Genomic DNA, 19,719 nt, shown 5'->3' with positions numbered 1-19,719 from the left:
CCTCACTGATTCAAATAATATAATTTAAAAATAATGTTTGACTTTATTGAGGCGAGATGATACAATGTTATTCTGTCACAAAATAGTTCTTTGAAAACTAAACAAAGCAGAAACGTCAACAAATTTTTTATTAGTGAATCTTTCGTCAGAAAGTGAAACTAAGCCAACGTAACAAAATGAGCGAATCAACTTTCTTGGAGAGTTTGATCCTGGCTCAGGACGAACGCTGGCGGCGTGCCTAATACATGCAAGTCGAGCGAATCAATAGGAGCTTGCTCCTGTTGATTAGCGGCGGACGGGTGAGTAACACGTGGGCAACCTGCCTGTAAGACTGGGATAACACCGGGAAACCGGTGCTAATACCGGATAATCCTTTTCCTCTCATGAGGAAAAGCTGAAAGTCGGTTTCGGCTGACACTTACAGATGGGCCCGCGGCGCATTAGCTAGTTGGTGAGGTAACGGCTCACCAAGGCGACGATGCGTAGCCGACCTGAGAGGGTGATCGGCCACACTGGGACTGAGACACGGCCCAGACTCCTACGGGAGGCAGCAGTAGGGAATCTTCCACAATGGACGAAAGTCTGATGGAGCAACGCCGCGTGAGCGATGAAGGCCTTCGGGTCGTAAAGCTCTGTTGTTAGGGAAGAACAAGTACCGGAGTAACTGCCGGTACCTTGACGGTACCTAACCAGAAAGCCACGGCTAACTACGTGCCAGCAGCCGCGGTAATACGTAGGTGGCAAGCGTTGTCCGGAATTATTGGGCGTAAAGCGCGCGCAGGCGGTCCTTTAAGTCTGATGTGAAAGCCCACGGCTCAACCGTGGAGGGTCATTGGAAACTGGGGGACTTGAGTGCAGAAGAGGAAAGCGGAATTCCACGTGTAGCGGTGAAATGCGTAGAGATGTGGAGGAACACCAGTGGCGAAGGCGGCTTTCTGGTCTGTAACTGACGCTGAGGCGCGAAAGCGTGGGGAGCAAACAGGATTAGATACCCTGGTAGTCCACGCCGTAAACGATGAGTGCTAAGTGTTAGGGGGTTTCCGCCCCTTAGTGCTGCAGCTAACGCATTAAGCACTCCGCCTGGGGAGTACGGCCGCAAGGCTGAAACTCAAAGGAATTGACGGGGGCCCGCACAAGCGGTGGAGCATGTGGTTTAATTCGAAGCAACGCGAAGAACCTTACCAGGTCTTGACATCCTCTGACACTCCTAGAGATAGGAATTTCCCCTTCGGGGGACAGAGTGACAGGTGGTGCATGGTTGTCGTCAGCTCGTGTCGTGAGATGTTGGGTTAAGTCCCGCAACGAGCGCAACCCTTGATCTTAGTTGCCAGCATTCAGTTGGGCACTCTAAGGTGACTGCCGGTGACAAACCGGAGGAAGGTGGGGATGACGTCAAATCATCATGCCCCTTATGACCTGGGCTACACACGTGCTACAATGGATGGTACAAAGGGCTGCAAGACCGCGAGGTTTAGCCAATCCCATAAAACCATTCTCAGTTCGGATTGCAGGCTGCAACTCGCCTGCATGAAGCCGGAATCGCTAGTAATCGCGGATCAGCATGCCGCGGTGAATACGTTCCCGGGCCTTGTACACACCGCCCGTCACACCACGAGAGTTTGTAACACCCGAAGTCGGTGGGGTAACCGTAAGGAGCCAGCCGCCTAAGGTGGGACAGATGATTGGGGTGAAGTCGTAACAAGGTAGCCGTATCGGAAGGTGCGGCTGGATCACCTCCTTTCTAAGGATAATATGAGGTACTAGATACTTCATTAAAATGACGTTTCTGTTTTTGTTTAGTTTTGAGAGAATTATCTCTCGAAACTTGTTCCTTGAAAACTAGATAGCAATTGACAAGACATCATATAAACAAGTAAGTTCTTTTACTAATTAACTTCGGTTAAGTTAGAAAGGGCGCACGGTGAATGCCTTGGCACTAGGAGCCGATGAAGGACGGGACTAACACCGATATGCTTCGGGGAGCTGTAAGTAAGCTTTGATCCGGAGATTTCCGAATGGGGGAACCCACTGTTCGTAATGGAACAGTATCTTTACCTGAATACATAGGGTATTGAAGGCATACCCGGGGAACTGAAACATCTAAGTACCCGGAGGAAGAGAAAGCAAACGCGATTCCCTGAGTAGCGGCGAGCGAAACGGGACATAGCCCAAACCAAGAGGCTTGCCTCTTGGGGTTGTAGGACACTCAACATGGAGTTACAAAGGAACGGGGTAGATGAAGCGATCTGGAAAGGTCCGTCATAGAAGGTAAAAACCCTGTAGTCGAAACTTCGTTCCCTCCTGAGTGGATCCTGAGTACGGCCGGACACGAGAAATCCGGTCGGAAGCAGGGAGGACCATCTCCCAAGGCTAAATACTCCCTAGTGACCGATAGTGAACCAGTACCGTGAGGGAAAGGTGAAAAGCACCCCGGAAGGGGAGTGAAATAGTTCCTGAAACCGTGTGCCTACAAGTAGTTAGAGCCCGTTAATGGGTGATAGCGTGCCTTTTGTAGAATGAACCGGCGAGTTACGATCCCATGCAAGGTTAAGTTGAAAAGACGGAGCCGCAGCGAAAGCGAGTCTGAATAGGGCGTATGAGTATGTGGTCGTAGACCCGAAACCAGGTGATCTACCCATGTCCAGGGTGAAGTCCAGGTAACACTGGATGGAGGCCCGAACCCACGCACGTTGAAAAGTGCGGGGATGAGGTGTGGGTAGCGGAGAAATTCCAATCGAACTTGGAGATAGCTGGTTCTCTCCGAAATAGCTTTAGGGCTAGCCTCACGTAGTAAGAGTCTTGGAGGTAGAGCACTGTTTGGACTAGGGGCCCTCATCGGGTTACCGAATTCAGACAAACTCCGAATGCCAAAGACTTATCCGTGGGAGTCAGACTGCGAGTGATAAGATCCGTAGTCAAAAGGGAAACAGCCCAGACCACCAGCTAAGGTCCCAAAGTATACGTTAAGTGGAAAAGGATGTGGAGTTGTTTAGACAACCAGGATGTTGGCTTAGAAGCAGCCACCATTTAAAGAGTGCGTAATAGCTCACTGGTCGAATGACTCTGCGCCGAAAATGTACCGGGGCTAAACGTATCACCGAAGCTGTGGATTGACATCTTAGATGTCAGTGGTAGGAGAGCGTTCTAAGGGCGTTGAAGCTAGACCGTAAGGACTGGTGGAGCGCTTAGAAGTGAGAATGCCGGTATGAGTAGCGAAAGATGAGTGAGAATCTCATCCACCGAATGCCTAAGGTTTCCTGAGGAAGGCTCGTCCGCTCAGGGTTAGTCGGGACCTAAGCCGAGGCCGAAAGGCGTAGGCGATGGACAACAGGTTGATATTCCTGTACCACCTCTTTATCGTTTGAGCAATGGGGGGACGCAGGAGGATAGGGTAAGCGCGCTGTTGGATATGCGCGTCTAAGCAGTTAGGCTGAGAAGTAGGCAAATCCGCTTCTCGCGAAGGCTGAGCTGTGATAGCGAGGGAAATTTAGTACCGAAGTTCCTGATTCCACACTGCCAAGAAAAGCCTCTAGCGAGATAAAAGGTGCCCGTACCGCAAACCGACACAGGTAGGCGAGGAGAGAATCCTAAGGTGAGCGAGAGAACTCTCGTTAAGGAACTCGGCAAAATGACCCCGTAACTTCGGGAGAAGGGGTGCTTTTTGAGGTGAATAGCCTCGAAGAGCCGCAGTGAATAGGCCCAGGCGACTGTTTAGCAAAAACACAGGTCTCTGCGAAGCCGCAAGGCGAAGTATAGGGGCTGACGCCTGCCCGGTGCTGGAAGGTTAAGAGGAGGGGTTAGCTCACGCGAAGCTCTGAATCGAAGCCCCAGTAAACGGCGGCCGTAACTATAACGGTCCTAAGGTAGCGAAATTCCTTGTCGGGTAAGTTCCGACCCGCACGAAAGGCGTAACGATCTGGGCACTGTCTCAACGAGAGACTCGGTGAAATTATAGTACCTGTGAAGATGCAGGTTACCCGCGACAGGACGGAAAGACCCCGTGGAGCTTTACTGTAGCCTGATATTGAATTTTGGTACAGCTTGTACAGGATAGGTAGGAGCCTGAGAAGCCGGAGCGCTAGCTTCGGTGGAGGCGTCGGTGGGATACTACCCTGGCTGTATTGAAATTCTAACCCGCACCCCTGATCGGGGTGGGAGACAGTGTCAGGTGGGCAGTTTGACTGGGGCGGTCGCCTCCTAAAGAGTAACGGAGGCGCCCAAAGGTTCCCTCAGAATGGTTGGAAATCATTCGCAGAGTGTAAAGGCACAAGGGAGCTTGACTGCGAGACCTACAAGTCGAGCAGGGACGAAAGTCGGGCTTAGTGATCCGGTGGTTCCGCATGGAAGGGCCATCGCTCAACGGATAAAAGCTACCCCGGGGATAACAGGCTTATCTCCCCCAAGAGTCCACATCGACGGGGAGGTTTGGCACCTCGATGTCGGCTCATCGCATCCTGGGGCTGTAGTCGGTCCCAAGGGTTGGGCTGTTCGCCCATTAAAGCGGTACGCGAGCTGGGTTCAGAACGTCGTGAGACAGTTCGGTCCCTATCCGTCGTGGGCGCAGGAAATTTGAGAGGAGCTGTCCTTAGTACGAGAGGACCGGGATGGACGCACCGCTGGTGTACCAGTTGTTCTGCCAAGGGCATCGCTGGGTAGCTATGTGCGGACGGGATAAGTGCTGAAAGCATCTAAGCATGAAGCCCCCCTCAAGATGAGATTTCCCATAGCGCAAGCTAGTAAGAACCCTGAAAGATGATCAGGTTGATAGGTCAGAGGTGGAAGCGTGGTAACATGTGGAGCTGACTGATACTAATCGTTCGAGGACTTAACCAAAATTTTATATGATGATTGTCAGTTATCTAGTTTTGAGGGAATGAAACCCTCATATAGTCTGGCAGTAATGGCGAGAAGGTCACACCCGTTCCCATACCGAACACGGAAGTTAAGCTTCTCAGCGCCGATGGTAGTTGGGACACGCGTCCCTGTGAGAGTAGGACGCTGCCGGGCTAGCCCTAATTGGGGCTATTATTTTTGCTTAATATTAATAGATGGCCCCTTGGTCAAGCGGTTAAGACACCTCCCTTTCACGGAGGTAACACGGGTTCGAGTCCCGTAGGGGTCACCAAAGTTTTTTACGAGTTTGCGTAAAGTAACTTCCAATATAGTGGAGGATTAGCTCAGCTGGGAGAGCATCTGCCTTACAAGCAGAGGGTCGGCGGTTCGAGCCCGTCATCCTCCACCATTATAATATTTGTTTTTTGGCGGTGTAGCTCAGCTGGCTAGAGCGTTCGGTTCATACCCGAAAGGTCGGGGGTTCGACTCCCTTCGCCGCTACCAAATGTTTCTGCTTATTTTTATCTGGAGGAATACCCAAGTTTGGCTGAAGGGATCGGTCTTGAAAACCGACAGGCGGGTCATACCGCGCGGGGGTTCAAATCCCTCTTCCTCCTCCATAGTATTACTTTATTTCTATTGTCGCGGGGTGGAGCAACAAGCATTGCTTCATGAATAATCTGCGAGTTGTATCAATCGAGCTGCTGCTTGCATATGCTTACTGAGATTGATACAGTCCATGGAACATTGAGCATGGACAAAACTATATAATTTCTATTGTCGCGGGGTGGAGCAGTCCGGTAGCTCGTCGGGCTCATAACCCGAAGGTCGCAGGTTCAAATCCTGTCCCCGCAATATGGTCCGGTAGTTCAGTTGGTTAGAATGCCTGCCTGTCACGCAGGAGGTCGCGGGTTCGAGTCCCGTCCGGACCGCCATTTTTTTCTAGTAGGGTACCTGCTATTAATTTATAGATTTTGGCGATTGTGGCGAAGTGGTTAACGCACCTGATTGTGGTTCAGGCATTCGTGGGTTCGATTCCCATCAGTCGCCCCATTTATTTTTAATATTGGGCTATAGCCAAGCGGTAAGGCATCGCACTTTGACTGCGACATGCGTTGGTTCAAATCCAGCTAGCCCAGCCATTTTGCTTATTTTTTTTCAACGCGGGTGTAGTTTAGTGGTAAAACCTCAGCCTTCCAAGCTGATGATGAGAGTTCGATTCTCTTCACCCGCTCCAATTCAATTTGGGCCTATAGCTCAGCTGGTTAGAGCGCACGCCTGATAAGCGTGAGGTCGATGGTTCGAGTCCATTTAGGCCCATCATTTATACATACAACCAAAAAGACTTGAATGCTGTTTAAAGCTTTCAAGTCTTTTTTTATGGCATTTTTCTGAGAAATTGTTGTTTTTTATCGTTATCTTAAATCCCTTTTTCTTATGATCAAATCACCTTTTTTAGTGATCGGTCAACTAAGCGGTATAAAAGACAAAGGGTCTCGCCACGGGCACAAGAGATTTGTCTTTTGTAAGCTCTATGGAGGACAAAACTCGAGGAGGAGCAAGAGATTTGTCTTTCGTAAGCACTATGAAGGACAAAACTCGTTGGAGAAGCAAGAGATTTGTCTTTCGTAAGCCTTATGAAGGACAAAACTCGTTGGGGGAGCAAGAGATTTGTCTTTCGTAAGCTCCATGAAGTACAAAACCCGTTGGAGGAGCAAGAGATTTGTCTTTCGTAAGCACTATGAAGGACAAAACTCGTTGGAGGAGCAAGAGATTTGTCTTTCGTAAGCTCCATGAAGTACAAAACTCGTTGGGGGAGCAAGAGATTTGTCTTTCGTAAGCTCCATGAAGGACAAAACTCACGGCAGGAACAAGAAATTTGTCTTTCATAAGCCATAAACAATATAGTTTATGAAAACAGAATTTTATTTATATACCTACAAAACTATTTACAAAATATATGTTTACCAATTTTTTTAATTTGTGGTCGACTCCATATCCAACCACTTGTCGCGGTATCAGGATTAAAATAGTATATCGCCTCACCACTAGGATCCCAGCCATTAATGGCATCTAAAACGGCTTTCTTGGCAGTGGCATTTGGGGTTAAATTGATCTGTCCATCCGTCACTGCAGTAAAGGCCCCCGGTTGATAGATGACACCCGCAACCGTATTTGGAAATGATGAATGGCTGACTCGGTTCAAAATAACTGCTGCAACAGCAACTTGACCCATGTATTCCTCTCCGCGTGATTCCCCGTATACTGCGTTTGACATCAATTGAATATCATTTTGAGAATAACCGTTAGGTACATTAGCGGAATTGTTATTATTACCTGATGATCCTGGCTCATACTTAGTCGCTTTAACAATAGCTGCTTTTGTTTTTGCCCCGACAACACCATCAACAGGCAGACCGAATTGATCTTGAAAATTGCGTACGGCCCAGTAAGTATTCCAGCCAAATACACCGTCTACCTCACTCGTATAAAAACCGTTATATTTGAGCCGTGACTGCAACTCAATCACGTCATCGCCAGTGGAACCTCTTTGCAATACTTGGTTGGAGAAAGCTAGAACGTCCTTACTTTGTTCGCTAGTGGTTACTAACACAACAAATACAAACATAATAATTAGTGCTATCCTTGAAGAAAACTCTTTCCTTCATACATGACCTCCTAACGACATTAATTCCTATTTGGATATATTTTTCACTTTTATTTTTCTTATCTTCTATAAAAAAGTCATCCTTTATTTTGATGGAAGGAATGATATTAGTACCAACGGCTGGTAATAGGTAGAAATGAAGTTGTTATATTTTAGTATAGGCATTATATAATTTTTTTTAGAAAGGGGCTGGGGGTCATGGATTATGGTATATATCGACGGGAAATTAAAAAAACTCCCCCCTAAAAAAATTTCTTTTATATCCTGATCTGCCCCAAAAATCCAGCAATTGTATCTTAGATAGGGATTCTGTCCCATAAATTCGATGACTGACTTCATTTTCTCCTTGATGATACTTTTTCTTAAGAGGAGGGTGGAAACATGCCCATAGTAGAGTGGGAGAGCAGCGTTTTGTTCTAATTTACTAATGGCAGCATGAATCGTTTTTCCCTTCGCTTCCCCAATAAAGATGGGTGAGGGCTGTTGCAAGGAAGAACCACCCTCAAGTTTAGCGATATTTGAAAAATTCAACGCTTGAGTATAGACAATAAAATGCCCTTCTGAAAAATCCAACCCCAGACCAGACCACTAAAAGGGTCCTGCTCTGGAAAGCGAGAAATAGCAAAAAGCCAACGGTTCGGTGTCCGTTGACTCAAAGTATAAGGTAAACAAATAATTTTTACTTAGTCGTTCTTTTCTAGAACTTTTGCAACAGAGCTCTTAATAATCATTTCTGTGGGGACAATTTTTTGATTATGTTTACTTGTAATTCCTTTAATTTTTGCAAATAGGAGTGTGGTACCAGCGTCTCCTAATTCTTTAACCGGAATTTCTATACTAGTCAATGAGGGCGACAAAAATGCTGAAATGCTTGAATTACTGTACCCAACTATGGATATTTCGTCTGGAATAGAAATACCATGATCTGACGACGATTTATAAAGACTCAATACCTTTAAATCGTCTGTCGCAAAAACAGCAGAAGGTCGGTTAGGAGAAAGAAGCAGGCTCGTAGCTGATTCGTATGCAGTATTTACTGTGTAGCCACTATTAATGATCCATTCTTCTTTTAATGGTATGCTAAAATCTTTTAAACAGTCTTTATATCCTTCTAATCGATCGATTGAGACATGATAGTCAAGTGGTGAGTGTAGACAAGCAATATCTCTATGTCCTTGCTCAATTAAAAATTTAGTTAAATTATAACTATCTTGGTAGTTATTCGTGTCCACAGAATAAATATTGGTATATTCCCCGTCTACTTTTCCGATCACAACAATTGGAATGTTAAAAACATCTAATTGTTTGAAAAAGTCCTCATTTGCTGGAGAACTTAACATAATAATTCCTTTTATCATTTTTTCCTTTATTTTAGAGATGCATTTTTCAAGTTCATCTTTACTGTTTCTCGATGTCTGTATAATTACGTCAAAATTTTCTTCCTCTGCATTTGAAGAAATTCTGTGTATAATCTCAGAGAAAAAAGGATTGTTAGTGGTTGTTTTGGCAGAACGTGAAACAACCATTATGGCATCAAAACCTGAAGAAAGAGCACGGGCCAATTTGCTAGGCTGGTAATTTAATTCTTCAATTGCTTTTAATACACGTTCCCGAGCTTCCTCAGAAATATTACTTTGGTTATTAAGGACACGAGATACTGTAGACTTCGAAACATTTGCAACACGAGCTATATCATAAATTGTGTGAACCAATATCTCACCCCCTCTGTAAATATTGTGAATGTCTAAGTTAAAATAGATAGTAAAAAATTTATCTGGAATAGTTATTTTAATGGCTGCGTGCCAGAAATAATCAAGCAGCTATCATAGCTTATAATGAATACGTTTGCATTTGTGGGAGCAATATAGGATTCATTATATTGATGATTGACAAATGTAGCAATAGAAAGTTATTGGTGATTACAATATTAATAGTATCGTACAAGAGACACCCTCAGATATTGAAAAAACAGAAGTATTAGTGTTGACAGAAAACGTTTTCTATATTATATTAACGTCGTGGGAGCGGTACCATGAAATTATTTTTAAAAAAAATATATCTCTTTAAAATAGTGCGGTACCATAGGAATATCAATCAAATAAAAATATATTTTTTTACCTTTTATGGGAGCGGTACCATGGGAATATTATTCAATGAAATAATATTTTTTTATCCTTGATGGGAGCGGTACCACAAAGGAGGAAACCATGAAGAAAATCAAAGAAAGACTTTCATTTATCTATGAAAATCAAGATATTGAACCAATATGGGAAAGCATAAAGGAACGTATTGCAAAAACAAAATCAAAATCACTTAAGCTAAGAAAACAAAATTGGGATGAAAAAGATCTAGTATTAATTACTTATGGCGATCAATTCTATGAAGATAATAACCCCACTTTAGATACTTTCAAGAAAATGTTCGACCAATATCTAGCAGACAAATTTGAAATTGTTCATGTGTTACCTTTTTATCCTTATTCATCAGACGATGGCTTTTCTGTCATTGATTATAAAAAAGTAAATCCAATCCTCGGTAATTGGGAACAAGTTGAGAATTTATCCAAATCAGCAAGAATTATGTTTGATGATGTTTGCAATCATATTTCGGCAAAAAGTGACTGGTTCCAAGAATACTTAAATGGTCACCCTGAATATGAGAATTTTTTCGTTGAAATGGATCCAACCGTTGACCTAAGCGCAGTTACCAGACCTAGGGCCCTACCTTTATTAACAAAATTTAAATTGGAAAACGGCGAGGAAAAACATATATGGACAACATTCAGTGAGGACCAAATCGATTTGAATTTTAGTAATCCACAAGTTCTATTAAAAATGATCGACGTTTTGCTATTTTATTTAGAGCAAGGGGCAGAATATATTCGTTTAGATGCAATTGGATTTATGTGGAAAGAGGTTGGGACAACTTGTATCCATCATGAAAAGACACATGAGATTGTTAAACTGTTCCGGGATGTTGTAGATGAAGCAGCTAAAGGAACGGTTATCATAACAGAAACCAATGTACCCCATAAAGATAACGTGGCCTATTTTGGAAATGGCGATGATGAGGCTCATATGGTCTATCAGTTTCCACTGCCGCCATTAGTGCTGAATGCCCTGCACAATGGAAATGGAGTGGCACTCACTAAATGGGCGAGCGAGCTGCCGCAAACGGAGAAGGAAACAACATTTTTTAACTTCCTAGCTTCCCATGATGGAATTGGATTGAATCCGATTCGCGGCATTATTCCAGAAGAAGAAATTTTAGCGATGGTAGAGGATTTAAAGAAAGAAGGGGCCTTGGTCAACTACAAGAAAAACCCTGATGGAAGTGAAAGCCCATACGAAATTAACGTCACTTACATGGATGCATTAAATAAGCAATCGGGTGATGATGAGATCAGAGTAAAAAGATTTTTAGTCGCTCATTCTATTCTATTAACTCTTCCTGGTGTACCAGCTGTTTATATTCAAAGCGTCCTAGGATCTAGAAATGACTATGACGGTGTTTCAAAAACAGGAATGAACCGCTCTATTAATCGACAAAAATACAACTTAACAGAGATTGAGAAAGAATTAGCCAATACAGATTCTTTACGATACAAAGTTTTTTCTGAGTTAACAAAAATTCTTCAATCTCGTAAAAACGAAACCCTTTTCCATCCAAATGCAGCAATGGAAGTCATCGATTTTGGAGAGAAAGTGTTTGCTTTTAAAAGGGTAAATCAACATGATGATAGCCTTTTAGTAGTAAACAATCTAACAAATGAAACGGTTAAGTGTGAAATAACCGGTAGATTTATAAATATTGTTAATGGCGATAAAGTGGAATTTCATGAAGATTTAATGTTAAACCCATATGAATTCATGTGGTTAAGACCAATTGACTAGGGGGAATTAGTTTGTTTAAAAAGGGCTTAAGTCTAGCAATCATTTTGTTAGTAGCTTTTGCATTAACTGCATGTGGCAGTAATCAGAATGCGGATGGAAAAACTACAATCGAATTTATGCACTCCTCTGTTGAACAAGAGCGTTTGGCTGTAATTAACGAATTGGTTGCAACATTCGAAAAGGAAAATCCAGATATAAAAATTAAACAAATTCCTGTAGAAGAAGATTCTTATAATACTAAAATTATTACATTAGCAAGTGCAGGTAAACTTCCAACTGTACTCGAAGTAGGACAGGATTATGCAAAAGTAATGGATAAAGAGGTACTGATTGATAAAGATGCCGTTAAAGAGATTATTACTCAAGTTGGTAAAGAGAATTACTATGATGGTGCCTTGAAGTTAATGAGTACGGAAAATGGAAAAAGCTATACAGGTGTTCCAATCAGCGGCTGGGTTCAAGGCATCTGGTACAACAAAGAAATGCTTGCAGCTAAAGGATTTGAGGAACCAAAAAATTGGGATGATGTAATCACAATTGCTAAAGCATTTACGGATAAAGAAAATAAAAAATATGGTATTGCCATGCCGACAGTAGAAGGTGGATTCTCTGAACAAGCCTTTTCACAATTTGCACTTTCAAATAATGCGAATGTGTTAGACAACAAAGGTAAGTTAAATATGAATACACCAGAAATGAAAGAGGCATTAACTTATTATAAAAAATTGTCTCAGTACACGATGCCTGGATCTAATGATACCACGGAAGTAAAAGATGCTTTCATGAACGGTACGGCGCCAATGGCGATTTATTCAACTTATATTCTTCCTCCTGTATTTGAAGAAGGAAATGCCCAAAATATTGGATTTTCTATTCCAAGTGAAAAGACAAAGGCTGTTTTCGGAACTGTTTCTGCTTTAACTATTGCTTCTTTTTTAGAAAAAGACCAAAAAGAAGCTGCTAGTAAATTTGTTGCGTTCATGTCAAAACCTGAAAACATGACAAAATGGGTTCTAATGTCGCCAGGGGGCGCTCAACCAGTAAGCAAACTCGTAACTGAAAATGAAAACTATCAGGCAAATGAAGTTGTAAAAGCCTTTGGTGATCTATCATCTGAAATTGCTGCATCTTTTAATGACATTCAAGTATTTGGTTTAGTAGATAGTAAAAATTTCTTGAAAATGGGTGATGTAACTAGTTCAGGAGCTATTCCTAAATTAGTTAACAATATCACGGTTGGCAAAAAAGAAATCAATAGTGAAATGAAAAAAGCTGAAAAAACACTCGAAGATGTTTTAAAGAAAGAATAAATTAGTTCTCCAAAGGGAGGGTAACATGAAAACGAATATAAGAAAAAAAACGGATATTAAATTGGCATTAGCTTTACTTTTTCCAAGTATCTTCTTGCTTCTATTGCTAGTTGCATATCCAATGGTGGCAAATATTCAAATCAGTTTCTTTGATCAACCCATTAATCCGAGATTAAGCGCCACTTTTGTAGGATTAAAAAACTATATAGATATCCTTACAGATGCTGAGTTTTTTAAATCATTAGGGATTACTCTTTTGTATATGCTGCTTACAGTGGGAGGCAGCACGGCAGTTGGATTAGGGATTGCAATTTTCTTTAATCGTCCCTTTAAATTTCGTAAAACTGCTCGATCTTTAATCATTTTGTCCTATGTAACACCATCGATTTCATTAGTTTTTGCGTGGAAATATATGTTTAATAACGGCTATGGTGTTGTTAATTATTTGGGAGATGACGTTTTACACCTGTTTGATCAGGCACCTCTCTGGTTTGACAACCCGATTAGCAGCTTTTTCTTAGTATCGCTTTTTGCGATTTGGAGATACTTCCCGTACGCTTTCATTTCGTTTTTGGCTATCCTTCAAACCATTGATTCTACTTTGTATGAAGCGGCTGAAATTGATGGAGCCAGTGCTTGGGGGAAATTCAAAATTGTAACGTTACCTGCAATCATGCCAGTCTTGTTAACTGTAATAACACTACGTTCAATCTGGATGTTCTATATGTTCACAGATGTATACCTTTTAACAAACAAAGTAGATATTCTCGGAATTTACTTGTATAAAACAGCTTTTGCGTTTAACGATTTAGGCAAAGCAGCATCAATTTCCGTGATATTGTTCATTATTCTCTTTATTGTCATTATGATTGCAAGAAAGCGGGTGAATTTAAATGGCAATGGCTAGCAGTAAAAAGAACAAAGTAGCAAAAACGGCAGGGTTTTACACGGCCCTTATAGCAATTTTAACTTTGTGTCTGTTTCCATTTTTCATTATGTTGATGACATCCTTTAAAAGTTCGAAGGAAGCTGTTTCCACAAATCCGACATTCCTTCCAAAAGAATGGACATTACAGCATTATCTCGATATCTTCAATCCGGATATCTTCCCATATCTTTCCTATTTTAATAATAGTTTAGTCGTGTCTCTAACTGCATCGATACTTTCGGTTGCCATTGGTATCTTTGGAGCATATGCTCTTTCAAAACTAAACTTTAAAGGCAGAGTTACGATTAATGCCAGCTTTTACACAGTTTATATGTTTTCAGGTATTTTGCTTGTCGTGCCTTTATTTAAAATCATTTCAGGATTAGGTTTATATGATACAAAAACTTCTCTAATCATTACGATGATTGTGCAAACATTACCAACTGCTATCTTCATGTTAAAAAGTTACTTTGATACCATTCCAGTTGACTTAGAAGAAGCCGCGATGATTGACGGATTAAACCGTGTTCAGATTATTTTTCATATCATTATCCCATTATCTCTTTCCGGTATCATTTCGGTATTTGTATATGCCTTTATGATTGGATGGAATGACTATTTGTTTGCATCCATTTTCTTATCCAATTCAGCCAATTTCACTTTACCCATTGGATTAAATGCACTGTTCAGTACACCAGATTATGTTTGGGGACGAATGATGGCAGCATCGCTCGTAACAGCATTACCAGTTGTTATTATGTATGCCATTTCTGAGCGCTTTATTAAGGGAGATGCAACAGCAGGCGGGGTCAAAGGTTAATAAACTTGAAAAGACGAGAGGAAGTAATGTAATCATGAAAAAGCTAGTAGCTGTAGAACCAAGAAAAGCAGAATTAGTAGAATATGAAGATCGCCATGTACAACCAAATGAAGTGAAAATTGATGTTGATTTTGCTGCACCTAAACACGGTACTGAAGTAATCGACTTCCGTGGTCAAACCCCTTTTATGGGTGAGAATTTTAATGAAGAATGGCGCATGTTCATGCCTCGAGAAGAGGGTTCAGCACCTGGAATCGTGTTTGGTGAATTTCAGCTTGGTAACATGATAGTTGGTAAGATTGTTGAAATTGGCAGTGATGTAACAGAGTATCAAATTGGCGAAACGGTATGTACGTATGGACCGATTATGGAGACTGTTATTGTCAATGCTGTAAATAATCATAGATTACGCAAAATGCCTGAGGGAGCAAAATGGCAAAATGCCGTTTGCTATGACCCTGCACAATTTGCTTTGAGCGGTGTGCGTGATGCCCAGGTTCGTGCCGGTGATGTTGTTGTGATTGTAGGATTAGGAGCAATCGGTCAAATCGCCATTCAACTAGCGAAGAAAGCGGGAGCGAGTATTGTTGTGGGGGTTGACCCTATTGAACATCGCTGTGAAATAGCTCTTCGCAATGGTGCGGATGTTTGTTTCGACCCTACATCTTGTGATGTAGGATATGAAGTGAAAAAGCTAACAAATAAAATGGGGGCTGACTCCATTATTGAAACAAGTGGAAATTCTGCAGCGCTTCAGGATGCATTAAAAGGAATTGCCTATGGCGGAATCATTTCTTATGTCGCTTTTGGAAAACCATTCCCTGCAGGATTAAACTTTGGCCGTGAAGCTCATTTTAACAATGCCAAAATTGTCTTCTCACGTGCTGCTAGTGAACCTAATCCTGATTATCCTCGCTGGAATCGTAAGCGAATTGAAGATACATGCTGGGAATTGTTAATGAACGGTTATCTTAATTGTGAAGATATTATTCAACCAATCGTTACTTTTGAAAACAGTGCAGAAGCATACATGGAATATGTGGACCAACACCCTGAGCTAAGTATTAAGATGGGAATCGAATATAAAAAATAATCGTTTATTTAAATGCGTTCGTCTCAGTTACAATCTGACTGAAATCCATACACAAAGATAATGATAGGGATTTCAGTCATACACTAGTAGGAGGAGATACTGTGAAGATCGGTACACAAAACCAAGCGTTTTTTCCTGAAGGTATTAAAGAAAAGTTTAGATATTTAAAAGAAGTAGGCTTTGAAGGATTTGAAATAGACGGCAAATTTTTAGTCGATCATTTAGATGAAGTAAAAGAAGCGATTGCGGAAACAGGAATTCCGGTTACGACAGCATGTGGTGGGTATACAGGCTGGATAGGGGACTTTATTGAAGAGCGACGCTTGAACGGCTTAGCAGAAATTAAACAAATTCTAGAAGCGCTCAAGGAAGTCGGAGGAAAAGGCATCGTAGTTCCCGCTGCATGGGGCATGTTTACCTTCCGCTTACCGCCAATGGTTTCACCACGAAGCCAGGCAGGTGATAGAAAAGCTGTAAGTGATTCCCTGATTTACCTGGATAAAGTAGCAGAAGAAACGGGCACAACTATATTCTTAGAGCCATTAAATCGCTATCAAGATCATATGATAAACACCCTTGCAGATGCAAGAAGTTATATAGAAGAAAATGAGTTGAAAAACGTTAAAATCATTGCTGATTTTTATCATATGAATATTGAAGAAGATGATATTTCTGAAGCCTTGCACCAGAATCGTGATTTAGTTGGTCATATTCATCTGGCGGATAATCACCGTTATCAACCTGGAAGCGGCTCGCTTGATTTCAAAAAGCACTTTAATCAGTTAAAGGAAGACGGCTATAACGGATTCTTAACAATTGAATGCCGTGTCAGAGGCAATGACCCGGAAGCAGAATATATTAATGCTTTACGTCACCTTCAAGAATCATTAATTTGAGAGGGGTTAAATCGTGATCAAAAAGAAAGTTGCAATCATCGGCGGAGGACAAGTATCGGAAAAGGTGCATATTCCTAACTATCAAGCACGCGAAGAACTAGAAATAGTCGCGGTTGTTAGTCCAAACTCTGACCGGGCAAGGAGTTTTGCTGAACGGAATGGTATTCCTCGTGTTTACACAGATGCTGCTGAAATGTTTGTAATGGAAAAACCGGATATTGTTAGTGTCTGCACGCCAAATAAGTATCATTATGAAAATGTGATGCGAGCCTTGGAATTTGGGTGCGATGTTATGTGTGAAAAACCTCCTGCAATTTCTGCCGCTGAAGCAAACGATATGCAGATTGCTGCTCAAAAAAACGACTGCATACTAGCTTATAATTTTCACCATCGATTTGCTGATGATGTGAAAATTTTACGTGAAAGTGTTGAAAATGGTGTGCTTGGTGACATCTATGTTACGAAGGCAAAAGCTCTAAGACGCTGTGGAATCCCTGGCTGGGGGACTTTTACAGATAAAGAAATTCAAGGCGGAGGACCTCTTATCGATTTAGGAGCACATATGTTGGACGCCGCTTTATATGTACTTGGTTTTCCGAAAATAGAGAAGGTTACGGCGAAAATGTATCAAAAGATTGGAACAAAGAAAACCCAAGGCACACTGGGAGAATGGGATCCGCAGAAATTTAAGGTGGAAGATTCCCTTTTTGGATTTATAGAATTAGAAGGAGGCCGACTTTTACAACTAGAAACCTCCTTTGCCTTAAATATCAAAGAGACATCTGTCATGAATGTTGAGTTTTGCGGAGATCAAGCAGGAGCAACCTTGTTTCCTGCCCAAATCTATACGGATGAGAGCGGAGAGTTGGTCTCGTTATTATCAAGAGAAGAGGCAGACACGGACCGCCATCATAAAAGTATGTCTGCTTTTATAGATAAGTGTTTAGGAAAAGATGTCATGGTTGCAGACGGTAAACAAGGATACATTATCCAACAACTAATAGAAGCTCTATATCAATCTGCTGAAAAGGGTGAAAGTGTATCCTTATGATAAATGAACAAATAATCTACGAAAATAAATTTGATTTACATTCCATCAATAAATTTGCTAGTTTAATGACATTAGGAAATGGCTACCTAGGCTTGCGTGCTACGTATGATGAAGATTATTTTGAACAAACACGTGGTATGTATGTTGCTGGTATTTATAATAAAGCAGCTGAAAACGAACCATCAGATTTAGTGAATTTGCCTGATTTGGCAGGTATAAGAATCGAGATTGATAACGAGATTTTCTCTCTTTTAAATGGGGAGATTCTTTCCTATAAACGCTTCTTAAATCTTGCAACAGGGGAATTAAAACGTGAGTTATTGTGGAAAAACAGAGGTGGGGCACGATTTCGATTTGTTTTCCAACGTTTTGTCGCGAAAAACAACCTGCACGTATTCGCATCAAAAATGACCGTTACGAGCTTAGATCAAACTGCTAGTATCAAAATTGTAACTGGAATTAATGCTCAGCAGACCAATTTTGGGAAACAGCATTTAATTGAAGAAAAAGTTCGTGTGTTTGATGAAGAAGTAATGCAGGGAGTTTATAAAACGACGGAATCGGGACATATGATTGCGCTGGCAACACGTTGTAAATGCTCGGCTGAGAGCGAAGTTTCATTTGCAGCGAAGAATCGCCAGCTCCATACGACCATTAAGCATGGCCTAAATGTTAACATTCCATTTATCTTTGAAAAACTTGGTACTGTTTTCACCTCACTTGATCAAGGTGTGGATGGGCAAGACCCCGAGGCAGCGAGTATCAAAGAATTAAATGAAATTTCACCGATAGGATACGATGCGTTACTGGAAATGTCAGCGCTTAAATGGCAGGAGTTTTGGCAGGAAAAACGGATTCACATATCATCTACTGATAAATTTGATCAAACAGCAATGGATTTTTCCCTTTATCATCTCGAGATTATGACACCAGCCCATGATGAACGTTTTAGTATCGGCGCAAAGGGTCTGACTGGAGAAGGCTACAAAGGGCATGTTTTTTGGGATACGGAGATATTTATTAACCCGTTTCATCAATATACAGAACCGGATACGGCAAAGAAACTACTAATCTATCGATATTTACATTTGCAGCAGGCAAAAGAAAAGGCTGCACGAAATGGATATAAGGGAGCATTGTTCCCATGGGAAAGTGCGTTTACTGGGGAAGAAGAAACACCTGAATTTGCCGCTATTAATATCAGAACAGGAAAACGGCAAAAAGTCGCATCTGCATTAGCCGAGCATCACATTGTCGCAGATATAGCTTATGCTGTTGTTCAATATTATCAAACGACCCTTGATGAAGAATTTATGAAAAAAGAAGGGCTAGCGCTACTTAAAGAAACGGCACGGTTTTGGATCAGCCGAGCAGTACTGGAGAATGGACAGGTTTCCATTAAGGATGTCATCGGGCCTGATGAGTATACGGAACACATTGACAATAATGCTTATACAAACTATATGGCATATTACAATGTGGAGCAAGCCCTTTATTTTACGGAAAAATATGGTGAAGTTGATGAGCAGCTGAAGGAGCAGGGACGAGCATTTTTAAAGCATTTGTATTTACCAAAACCCAATGAGCAGCTAATCATTCCACAGGATGATACGTTTTTGAGTAAGCCGGAGATTGACCTAACCCACTATAAAGAAAATCAGGGCAGCCAAGGGATATTATTGGATTACTCACGGGCAGAAGTCAATGAAATGCAAATATTAAAACAGGCAGATGTTGTCATGTTAATGTACTTGTTTCCCGAACTATTTGAATCCGAAGTTGTTTCGAAAAACTTAAGTTATTACGAAGAGCACACCATTCATGATTCATCGTTAAGTAAAGCCATTCATGCCATTGTCGCTGCAAGATGTCATGAAAGTGATGCTGCCTACCGCTTTTTCCAGGAGGCATGCTTAATTGATTTGGGTCCCAATCCACACTCTTCAGACGAAGGACTTCATGCTGCATCACTTGGGGCGATCTGGCTGACAGCTATGTTTGGATTTGCTAATATTTCATTAACAAATAATCGATTGAAACTTGATCCTAGGTTACCAGCAAGTTGGTCTGAAATAAAATTCAAGTTAACTATACAGGGTTGCCCGTTAGAAATCTTTATGACACATGAGAAAGTAGTAGTTTCAAAGTATTTAGGACCGAATCTTTTACTAGAAATTAACGGAACTGAATACCTTTTGACTGATCGAATTGAAGTGAATTCATAAAT

General features: G+C 41.6%; 10 protein-coding genes, 10 tRNA genes and 3 rRNA genes. 21 read left to right on the top strand and 2 right to left on the bottom strand.

Annotated features, from left to right (window positions below):
- Positions 1-191: 191 nt before the first annotated feature.
- From QF028_RS25445 to QF028_RS25385, 13 genes are all read left to right on the top strand, one after another.
- A 16S ribosomal RNA gene (locus QF028_RS25445) occupies positions 192-1,741 on the top strand.
- Between the two features lie 157 nt (positions 1,742-1,898).
- A 23S ribosomal RNA gene (locus QF028_RS25440) occupies positions 1,899-4,833 on the top strand.
- A gap of 57 nt (positions 4,834-4,890) precedes the next feature.
- Positions 4,891-5,007: ribosomal RNA gene (rrf, locus tag QF028_RS25435) — 5S ribosomal RNA — on the top strand.
- The 16S, 23S and 5S rRNA genes sit together here with 10 tRNA genes alongside, the layout of an rRNA operon.
- Positions 5,008-5,050: 43 nt before the next feature.
- Positions 5,051-5,125, top strand: a tRNA-Glu gene (locus tag QF028_RS25430).
- A gap of 41 nt (positions 5,126-5,166) precedes the next feature.
- Positions 5,167-5,242 (top strand) — tRNA-Val (locus tag QF028_RS25425).
- Positions 5,243-5,260: 18 nt separating this feature from the next.
- Positions 5,261-5,337: transfer RNA gene (locus QF028_RS25420), tRNA-Met, on the top strand.
- Positions 5,338-5,360: 23 nt separating this feature from the next.
- Positions 5,361-5,453 (top strand) — tRNA-Ser (locus QF028_RS25415).
- Positions 5,454-5,614: 161 nt separating this feature from the next.
- Positions 5,615-5,688, top strand: a tRNA-Met gene (locus tag QF028_RS25410).
- 3 nt (positions 5,689-5,691) lie between these two features.
- Positions 5,692-5,768: transfer RNA gene (locus QF028_RS25405), tRNA-Asp, on the top strand.
- 42 nt (positions 5,769-5,810) lie between these two features.
- Positions 5,811-5,886, top strand: a tRNA-His gene (locus QF028_RS25400).
- Between the two features lie 14 nt (positions 5,887-5,900).
- Positions 5,901-5,975: transfer RNA gene (locus QF028_RS25395), tRNA-Gln, on the top strand.
- Between the two features lie 21 nt (positions 5,976-5,996).
- Positions 5,997-6,070, top strand: a tRNA-Gly gene (locus QF028_RS25390).
- Positions 6,071-6,079: 9 nt separating this feature from the next.
- Positions 6,080-6,153: transfer RNA gene (locus QF028_RS25385), tRNA-Ile, on the top strand.
- A gap of 625 nt (positions 6,154-6,778) precedes the next feature.
- Here the strand turns inward: QF028_RS25385 and sleB are convergent.
- Both sleB and QF028_RS25375 read right to left on the bottom strand, forming a co-directional pair.
- Positions 6,779-7,462, bottom strand: a complete 684-nt coding sequence (gene sleB / locus QF028_RS25380) for a spore cortex-lytic enzyme (RefSeq protein WP_429470035.1) — start codon at positions 7,460-7,462, stop codon at positions 6,779-6,781.
- Positions 7,463-8,184: 722 nt separating this feature from the next.
- Positions 8,185-9,213 (bottom strand): LacI family DNA-binding transcriptional regulator, encoded by a 1,029-nt coding sequence (locus tag QF028_RS25375; RefSeq protein WP_429470033.1) that lies wholly within the window; start codon positions 9,211-9,213, stop codon positions 8,185-8,187.
- A gap of 495 nt (positions 9,214-9,708) precedes the next feature.
- On the opposite strand from QF028_RS25375, the gene QF028_RS25370 reads away from it, so the two are divergent.
- The 8 genes from QF028_RS25370 to QF028_RS25335 all read left to right on the top strand — a co-directional run bounded on the left by QF028_RS25370 (position 9,709) and on the right by QF028_RS25335 (position 19,717).
- The gene (locus QF028_RS25370; protein ID WP_429470031.1) at positions 9,709-11,394 is read left to right on the top strand and encodes an alpha-amylase family glycosyl hydrolase; all 1,686 of its coding nucleotides are present in this window, start codon (positions 9,709-9,711) and stop codon (positions 11,392-11,394) included.
- A gap of 11 nt (positions 11,395-11,405) precedes the next feature.
- The gene (locus QF028_RS25365) at positions 11,406-12,704 is read left to right on the top strand and encodes an ABC transporter substrate-binding protein (protein ID WP_429470029.1); all 1,299 of its coding nucleotides are present in this window, start codon (positions 11,406-11,408) and stop codon (positions 12,702-12,704) included.
- A 25-nt stretch (positions 12,705-12,729) separates the two neighbouring features.
- Entirely contained in the window at positions 12,730-13,611 is an 882-nt protein-coding gene (locus tag QF028_RS25360; protein ID WP_098935138.1) for a carbohydrate ABC transporter permease, read from the top strand.
- Complete coding sequence (locus tag QF028_RS25355) at positions 13,604-14,452, top strand: carbohydrate ABC transporter permease (protein WP_429472539.1); 849 nt, start codon at positions 13,604-13,606, stop codon at positions 14,450-14,452. The genes QF028_RS25360 and QF028_RS25355 overlap by 8 nt, the downstream gene beginning before the upstream one ends.
- Positions 14,453-14,486: 34 nt before the next feature.
- On the top strand, positions 14,487-15,545 hold the full coding sequence (locus QF028_RS25350; protein WP_429470027.1) for a zinc-dependent alcohol dehydrogenase: 1,059 nt from the start codon (positions 14,487-14,489) through the stop codon (positions 15,543-15,545).
- A 101-nt stretch (positions 15,546-15,646) separates the two neighbouring features.
- The gene (locus tag QF028_RS25345) at positions 15,647-16,441 is read left to right on the top strand and encodes a sugar phosphate isomerase/epimerase family protein (protein WP_429470025.1); all 795 of its coding nucleotides are present in this window, start codon (positions 15,647-15,649) and stop codon (positions 16,439-16,441) included.
- A 16-nt stretch (positions 16,442-16,457) separates the two neighbouring features.
- Complete coding sequence (locus QF028_RS25340; protein ID WP_429472537.1) at positions 16,458-17,492, top strand: Gfo/Idh/MocA family protein; 1,035 nt, start codon at positions 16,458-16,460, stop codon at positions 17,490-17,492.
- A complete protein-coding gene (locus QF028_RS25335; RefSeq protein WP_429470023.1) occupies positions 17,489-19,717 on the top strand; it encodes a glycoside hydrolase family 65 protein in 2,229 nt (742 codons plus the stop codon). The genes QF028_RS25340 and QF028_RS25335 overlap by 4 nt, the downstream gene beginning before the upstream one ends.
- Positions 19,718-19,719 lie beyond the last annotated feature (2 nt).

The sequence above is a fragment of the Neobacillus sp. B4I6 genome, from assembly GCF_050434045.1.
Lineage (GTDB): Bacteria > Bacillota > Bacilli > Bacillales > Cytobacillaceae > Neobacillus.
Note: the sequence above shows the minus strand (reverse complement) of the source record. Positions and strands in the feature narration are given on the sequence as shown.

What these genes read in the sequence shown, in the direction of transcription:
- QF028_RS25360 (WP_098935138.1), top strand. Translation starts at nt 12,730, where the DNA reads ATGAAAACGAATATAAGAAAAAAAACGGATATTAAATTGGCATTAGCT.
- QF028_RS25335 (WP_429470023.1), top strand. Translation starts at nt 17,489, where the DNA reads ATGATAAATGAACAAATAATCTACGAAAATAAATTTGATTTACATTCC.
- sleB (WP_429470035.1), bottom strand. Translation starts at nt 7,462, where the DNA reads ATGTTTGTATTTGTTGTGTTAGTAACCACTAGCGAACAAAGTAAGGAC.
- QF028_RS25355 (WP_429472539.1), top strand. Translation starts at nt 13,604, where the DNA reads ATGGCTAGCAGTAAAAAGAACAAAGTAGCAAAAACGGCAGGGTTTTAC.
- QF028_RS25370 (WP_429470031.1), top strand. Translation starts at nt 9,709, where the DNA reads ATGAAGAAAATCAAAGAAAGACTTTCATTTATCTATGAAAATCAAGAT.
- QF028_RS25350 (WP_429470027.1), top strand. Translation starts at nt 14,487, where the DNA reads ATGAAAAAGCTAGTAGCTGTAGAACCAAGAAAAGCAGAATTAGTAGAA.